The organism is Chamaesiphon sp. OTE_20_metabat_361, from assembly GCF_031364565.1.
Genome location: NZ_JANLWO010000797.1, coordinates 1 through 7,422, shown reverse-complemented (window position 1 = coordinate 7,422; position 7,422 = coordinate 1). Strand labels below are relative to the sequence as shown.

5 protein-coding genes are annotated in these 7,422 nt (G+C 47.0%); 2 read left to right on the top strand and 3 right to left on the bottom strand.

Features of this window, described 5'->3' with window-relative positions:
* Positions 1 to 102: 102 nt before the first annotated feature.
* On the bottom strand, positions 103 to 1,788 hold the full coding sequence (gene ilvD / locus RMO35_RS22550) for a dihydroxy-acid dehydratase (RefSeq protein WP_309744538.1): 1,686 nt from the start codon (positions 1,786 to 1,788) through the stop codon (positions 103 to 105).
* A gap of 225 nt (positions 1,789 to 2,013) precedes the next feature.
* On the opposite strand from ilvD, the gene RMO35_RS22545 reads away from it, so the two are divergent.
* Complete coding sequence (locus tag RMO35_RS22545; RefSeq protein WP_309744536.1) at positions 2,014 to 2,736, top strand: 1-acyl-sn-glycerol-3-phosphate acyltransferase; 723 nt, start codon at positions 2,014 to 2,016, stop codon at positions 2,734 to 2,736.
* 121 nt (positions 2,737 to 2,857) lie between these two features.
* Here RMO35_RS22545 and RMO35_RS22540 read toward each other — a convergent pair whose 3' ends face one another.
* Both RMO35_RS22540 and rlmD read right to left on the bottom strand, forming a co-directional pair.
* Entirely contained in the window at positions 2,858 to 3,304 is a 447-nt protein-coding gene (locus RMO35_RS22540; protein WP_309744534.1) for an anti-sigma regulatory factor, read from the bottom strand.
* 458 nt (positions 3,305 to 3,762) lie between these two features.
* Complete coding sequence (gene rlmD / locus RMO35_RS22535) at positions 3,763 to 5,343, bottom strand: 23S rRNA (uracil(1939)-C(5))-methyltransferase RlmD (protein ID WP_309744532.1); 1,581 nt, start codon at positions 5,341 to 5,343, stop codon at positions 3,763 to 3,765.
* A 140-nt stretch (positions 5,344 to 5,483) separates the two neighbouring features.
* Between rlmD and RMO35_RS22530 the strand changes: the two genes are divergently transcribed.
* Positions 5,484 to 7,422, top strand: a 1,939-nt coding sequence (locus RMO35_RS22530; protein ID WP_309744530.1) for an NACHT domain-containing protein, incomplete at its 3' end; no start/stop codon positions are given.

Genomic DNA, 7,422 nt, shown 5'->3' with positions numbered 1-7,422 from the left:
CTCCCCTTATAAAGGGAAGGGAGTAACAGCCCAGTCACTGCCCACCATCAGGGTTTCAGATGATTCTAGTAGTTAAAATAATTGTGCCGACCTACTTATTAATTAAAACAGATCCATGTCTGTGACGGCTCCCAAACTACTTGAAGATACTAACTTAGCGTATTTACCCAAAATCCCGGTCGTGTAACGCGGTGTGGGTGCTTGCCAGTTGGCACGACGCGTGGCTAGTTCGGCTTCAGAGACATTTAACTGTAATAACCGAGCGGGAGCGTCGATCGTGATACTATCGCCTTCATGGACTAGCGCGATCGTACCGCCGACATAAGCTTCGGGCGCGACGTGTCCGACGACCATCCCATAGGTACCACCAGAAAAGCGTCCATCGGTAATCAGCCCGACGCTATCGCCTAAACCAGCACCGATAATCGCCGAAGTCGGCGCGAGCATTTCGCGCATTCCGGGGCCGCCTTTGGGGCCTTCAGAGCGGATGACGATGACATCTCCGGCGACAATTTTTCCGGCGAGGATGGCATCGAGACAGGCTTCTTCAGATTCAAATACGCGGGCGGGACCCGTAATTACTGGTTTTTTGACTCCAGTAATCTTGGCGACTGCTCCCTCGGTGGCGAGATTACCTTTGAGGATGGCTAGATGTCCCTGGGCGTACATGGGATTGTCCCACTGGCGGATGACATCTTGGTCGGCGCGGGGGGTACTGGGGATATCGGCGAGGACTTCGGCAACGGTTTGACCGCTGATGGTGAGCGCGTCGCCGTGGAGTAAGCCCTGCTCTAGTAAAATTTTCATCACTTGGGGAATCCCGCCAGCTTGATGTAAATCGGTGGCGACATATTTACCGGAAGGTTTGAGATCGCAAATTACGGGAACCTTACCGCGAATCGCTTCAAAATCATCGATCGACAAGGGGACGCCGATCGTTCGAGAGATGGCTAGCAGGTGCAAGACGGCATTGGTAGAGCCACCGACTGCCATGATGACCGCGATCGCATTTTCAAAGGCTTTCCTGGTCAATATTTGGGCGGGTAAAATCTGCTTTCTAACGGCTTCGACAAGGACGTAAGCAGATTTTTCGGCACTGATGGCTTTTTCTTCATCTTCAGCCGCCATTGTGGAGGAGTAGGGAATGCTCATGCCCATTGCTTCAATGGCAGATGACATGGTATTGGCTGTAAACATCCCGCCGCAGGAACCCGCACCAGGGCAAGCTTTTTGCTCGATTGCGGTGAGTTCGGCTGCGTCGATTTTACCCGCGCTAAATTGACCGACGGCTTCAAAGGAACTGACGACGGTAAGATCCTTACCGTTGTGATGTCCGGGCTTAATCGTCCCCCCATAAACAAAAATCGACGGGATATTCAGCCGTGCGATCGCAATCATCGCCCCTGGCATATTTTTATCACATCCACCGATCGCCAGCACCGCATCCAAACTCTGCCCGTTACAGACAGTTTCGATCGAGTCGGCAATTACTTCCCGCGATACTAAGGAGTATTTCATCCCTTCGGTACCCATCGAAATCCCATCGCTGATCGTAATCGTCCCAAACATCTGGGGCATCGATCCCGCCGCTCTAAGTGCAGCCTCAGCGCGGAGTGCGAGTTTATTAATTCCCATATTGCACGGGGTAATCGTACTATAACCATTTGCCAATCCGACGATCGGCTTGGTAAAATCATTATCCCCAAATCCCACCGCTCTGAGCATCGCCCGGTTGGGAGAGCGTTGTACGCCCTGAGTAATAGATTGACTGCGTTTGTTATCTGACATAAATTTTTTTTAAACTCGATCTTCCCAGAAACGGCTGCACTTTCGCGCTATTCTCTTTCGACGGCTTCTGTTAGTGTCTATCTATTCTACGGGGTATTTGAATCCACAGAGGCAAATTAACAACTTAATTTGTGGCACTTAAATAACTGTCACGTAAATTTTCGAGATCGCTCTCCCATTTGGGTAAAGTAGGAATATCTGAATCGATCGCATCCTTTAACTGCTATGACTGGCTCCGAACTCACCAATCCTAAATCCGACAATCCTCCGCTCCACTCCAGTCAACCCGTCCAATCGCGAGTCTCGCCGTGGTTGACCAAAATTATTCATCCCCTCGGTCGATATATCGTGCTTCCTGGCTTCTTTCGCGAGATTGAAATCCGAGGCACAGAATATACTCCCCACACAGGTGCTGTAATTCTCGCACCCACTCATCGGACAAGATGGGATGCACTGCTGATTGCCTATGCCATTGGGCCGTATGTCACGGGTAGAAGTTCGAGAATTATGGTGACTGCCGATGAAATGAAAGGAATTCAAGGCTGGTTCTTGCGCAGATTGGGGTGCTTTGAGATCGATACCACCAAGCCCAGTCCAGCCGTTATTCGTCATAGTATCGAGTTGCTCCATCAAGGCGAAATGCTCACAATTTTCCCTGAAGGTAATCTCATTCGCGATCGAGTGTTGCATCCGATTAAGGAAGGGTTGACTCGGATTGCTACGCAAGCGGTATCATTAAAGCCAGATCTAGACCTCAAGATTATTCCAATTAATCTCGACTATGAGCATCCCTATCCCAAATTTGGCGATCGCGTTACCATCGAACTTGGCAAACCACTACAGGTAAACGACTATCAACAATTTTCTAGTAAAACTGGTGCTAAAAAACTCCATCAAGACCTCGTTCGATCTCTCGAAGAATTAACGGCATCGTCTAAGTATCAATAATTGGATGCAAAAGTCTTCGCCAAATTCAATCTAGAATAGTTTCATCTATTTTGCCGACTGTCTATGATTGCCTCCCCACAGTCCAACTAGCTGAGCCAAAGCCTTAGTCTAAGCTGCTTGACTAGAGTAATGCTGGTTCGCGGTCGAGCTGACAATATAATTGCTTACATAGTGATATTTCTGTCCCTTTGCGATTCCATACTACTCGATCGAAGATTTGATGTAATAGGAACATGCCGCGCCCTGACTCTGATTCTACTTGCGGTAATAAATCTACAGGTTGTTCTTGGCGACTGCGTTCGGGTGGCTGAAATCCACCGCCTTCATCTGAGATAATCCACCAATATGCCCCATCTTCAAAACAAAAACGGACAATAACCTGCTTGCGGGGGTCGAGGTTATTTCCGTGCTTGGCAGCGTTTACCAACGCCTCTTGGAGTCCTAATCTAATTTCTGCGTGCCATTTACCAGGGACTTTCGACAATAGATTGTCGAGGATCGGACAGAGAAAAAGTGTCGATGCAAAGCTCACTTTATCCCACTCAGACTTCACTGGACTTAATACCATAGCAACCCTTTAATCCTCATAAAGCACTTTTGCCGGATTACAATCGCAAACTGTTCAAAAAAAACAGTGTGACTCTCGTTTGCGAAGCGCCATTCCATCTACTTAGAGTAAATACTCCTTTTGATAGATGGTTTTAACTCCACATTTACCATTGTAATGAAAATTTTTTGGTTAGTCTAGGCAAGTGACAGTAGCATTTGTAGATCGTTTTACCAGTATCTTTATGTGACAAGCTTGCGATAAAAGCGCGATCGGCGCTGTGTATAACGAATTACAGCAGTATTACATGCTGCTAGGTTGAAGCTCACCAGTCTGAAACAGTAAAGCTGTCAAGCACGGCTCGACAGCATACGTTTCAATCGATTGGGAGATTCAGCTACAATTTCGGGGCGGATAACCGTACCTACGGCTATCCGCCTTTTGGCTCAGCGCGATCGACCGATTGGTGACAATACTACTTAGACAACGGCTGGAGCCGCAACTTCAGCTCTAGTCAAGAATGCTACACATTCGACATGGGCTGTTTGGGGGAAGAAATCAGCAGGTTGGACGTAGGTAAGCTGGTAGCCACCTTGTTCGCAAAGAATTTGTAAGTCTCTGGCGAGAGTTGCGGGTTTGCAACTGATGTAGATGATTTGAGCGGGTTGCATCGCGGTGAGTGCGTCGAGGACAGCTCGATCGCAGCCCGTGCGCGGCGGATCTAGTAAGATGACATCAGCCTGAATATCCATCGCTGGTAATAGTTCTTCGACTTCACCAGTGCGGAATTCGATGTTATTAATCCCATTGAGCCGCGCGTTGGCTCTGGCTTGCACTACTGACGAGCTATGAACTTCGATCCCGACGACGCGCTTGACACGCTTGGAGAGTGGGAGTGTGAATGTCCCAATTCCGCAATAAGCATCGATCAGCGTTTCGGTACCTTTAAAGCCCGCTCGATCGATAATGAGGTTTAATACGGCTTCGGCTTGCTCGGTGTAAATCTGAAAAAAGGTGTCCGCTTTGAGCTGAAACTGTAAATGCCCGAAGGTTTCGCAAATATATTCACGCCCTGCAATACAGCGAGTTTCCGAGCCAAAGATGGTATTATTCGGTCGATCGTTGAGGTTGAGACAGACGCCAACTAAGTTAGGGTAGCGTTGCATCCAACGTTGTGCTTGGCCTTCGATATCGGGGATATTAAAATCTGTAACTACCAATGTCAGCAAAATTTCACCCGTTCGCCGCCCGATCCGTAGTAATAAGTGCCGAAACTTTGGACTATTATCAGGTACGGTGGTTACTTCCGTCACCATTGGGCGATTGCGAAGCTTGGGCTTAGAAATACCCCGCTCTGTTGTCCCTGTATCCTCGTATTGACTAACGATGATTTGGACGCCAGTACGACGCGCTCCTGGTTCTCTGGCTCCCTTACTTTCTGGCTGATAGATTTGCCAGCCGCGATCTTGGATGTCCTGCTTGATTTCAGCCAAGAGCGGATTCAATCTCTCATCTTGCACCGGACACTGATTGAGATTGACGATTTGATGGGTACCCTTACGATAATACCCCGCCTTGATGCCGCCGGAATCGCTAACACCTAATGGATAGGTCACTTTGTTGCGATATGCAAAATTGCCCTGTGCGCCTACAATCGGTGCGACAGGCGGCTCAGCAAATCCACCGATCCGTTTGAGAGCTTGAATGACTTGATTTTCTTTAGCAGTTAACTGATAGTCATAATCGATATGCTGTAATTGACAACCGCCGCATTTATCAGCCACGATGCAGCTAGGGCGCACGCGATGCGGAGAAGGGGTAATAATGTCAAGTAATTTGCCGTGAGCGTATTGACGTTTGACAGTAACGAGTCTGGCGGTAATGACATCGCCAGTAACTGTATCGGGGACAAATACAACTTGATTACCGACGCGTCCGACACCTTCACCACTCTCACTGATATCGGTAATTTCGATTTCTACTACATTCCCTTGTTGCAATGACTGGCTGGCGTTGGGCAGTTCGCTAGAAACTTCAGTGGGAGAATTGTCGGAAGACATGGTGTGTTTTGGCAAGAGAGCAATCAACTATCATAACAGCTATTGAGGAAAACAAATGATGAGACGTTTTTATTTGGACGAGGATTAGGATCGATACCCTACTTAGCTAATTCTCAATTCTCAATTCTCAATTATTCCCTATGCCGCGTCCTAATTATGGTAATGCAGTCAAACAAAGAGCTACACAGTTTTTTACTGTGTTGATTGACTATGCCAATCATGAGTTGGATATTGAAGAACGTCAATTAGAAAACTTACAGCAAGATATTCAGTTTAATTGGCAGACAGAGCGGCGGTGCGTGCTGCGGACTAAAATCAGACATCTCGAACAGCTCGCTTGTTATGCAGGGATAGTGTTAACGAGCGAACAGATCAAAGAAGCGATTAAATGTTTGACTGATTTTCTAGAAGTTATTGAAGATAATCGCGCGAGTAAGGGCGGCTCAGAGACTTGGCACTTTACGTTAAAATTATGGCACGATCGAGCCGATCGGGCGGCAAATTTACAGCGATTCGATCGCGAATGGCATCAACGTAAAACTCCCCTAACTACCGCCGAAGATCGATCGGAAGCAACACCCGATCGGTGGTTGGAGCTAGTGCGATCGAGTCTGAATACTCAACAATATCAACGAATTACTACCAATCCATTAACCATTGAGGAGCGGGTTAAATTTAATCTCGAAGAGGTCTATGTGCCGCTAGGATTGATGGAAAGAGTCCGACCGACAATTTTAGAGGTGCGCGATACTATTGATGATGGTAGCGAAGAAATCGGCGATAATATCGTCCCCGATCCCGATTGCTTATTGGATCGATTAGTTACTAATTTAGAGCCAAATCGGATTGGCATTATCGGCGAACCCGGTTCGGGAAAAACAACTTGCTTACAGAAATTAGCAGCCGGATTACTCGATCGGCAATTATTACCCATCTGGATCTCCCTTGCCGATCTTCAGGGTGAAACTATCGAAAACTATCTCCTCAAAGACTGGCTCAAACTAGCCACGCGAAAACTAGCGATCGAACCACAACTTCAGCAAGATCTAGTTTTACAATTCGAGCGCGGTCGGGTATGGTTGTTACTCGATGCTATTGATGAAATGGACAGCGATGCGAGTGTTTCGCTGAGTAATTTAGCTAGACAATTACAGAGCTGGATCGGTAATGCACATATTATTTTGACTTGCAGATCGAATGTTTGGGATAGCGGTAATAATGCGCTGGCTGACTTTACAACTTATCGCAATCTCAGCTTGAGTTATGGTTATAGTCAGCCACACAATCGCGTGCGTCAATTTATCCAAGGCTGGTTTCAAAAGCGTCCCGATCTGAGCGAACATCTAATCTCAGAACTCAGTCAGCCCCAGTATCAACGATTGCGAGATGCCATCAAAAATCCGCTGCGACTGGCTTTATTATGTCGATATTGGTGGCGAACTCAAGGTAAACTACCCAGTACGAAAGCTAGTCTCTACCAACAATTTACCGATACTATTTATGAGTGGAAACAAGACAGATTTTCTACAACTTTAGCACAGAGACAACAGTTAAATGATGCTCTAGGGAAATTAGCACTTCAGGCGATCGATTTCGATCCATTAGTCGATCGCGAACGAGATCGATCGCGGTTTCGACTCTATCACCATACCGTCTTAGAATTCCTGACTCCAGATTTACTCGAATTAGCATTACAATTAGGCTGGCTCGATCGAGCTGGCATCTCGATCGCGACTGGTGCTAAAATTTATGCTTTCTATCATTCCACATTTCAGGAATACTTTGCCGCTCGATCGATAACCGATTGGCACTACTTTTTTACTAGCGATCTAAATCGTCAACTACCAATTTTTAGCCCCGATTGGCACGAAACAATTTTATTCTGGTTTGGGAGAGGCGATATTTCCAATCTTGATAAAGAAGCCTGCATCGAAGCATTACTTAACTTCGATAAAAATTGCGGCGGCTGTTATTATTATCGGGCTTATTTTCTTGCCGCCGCCGCACTAACAGAATTTCCCGAATCTAGCCATGCAGCTACTATTATCGATCGATTATTGGCATGGCGATTTGCCGAAT

Excerpts from the sequence above, each read along its gene's own strand:
- rlmD (WP_309744532.1), bottom strand. The coding sequence starts at position 5,343 with ATGTCTTCCGACAATTCTCCCACTGAAGTTTCTAGCGAACTGCCCAAC.
- RMO35_RS22540 (WP_309744534.1), bottom strand. The coding sequence starts at position 3,304 with ATGGTATTAAGTCCAGTGAAGTCTGAGTGGGATAAAGTGAGCTTTGCA.
- ilvD (WP_309744538.1), bottom strand. The coding sequence starts at position 1,788 with ATGTCAGATAACAAACGCAGTCAATCTATTACTCAGGGCGTACAACGC.
- RMO35_RS22545 (WP_309744536.1), top strand. The coding sequence starts at position 2,014 with ATGACTGGCTCCGAACTCACCAATCCTAAATCCGACAATCCTCCGCTC.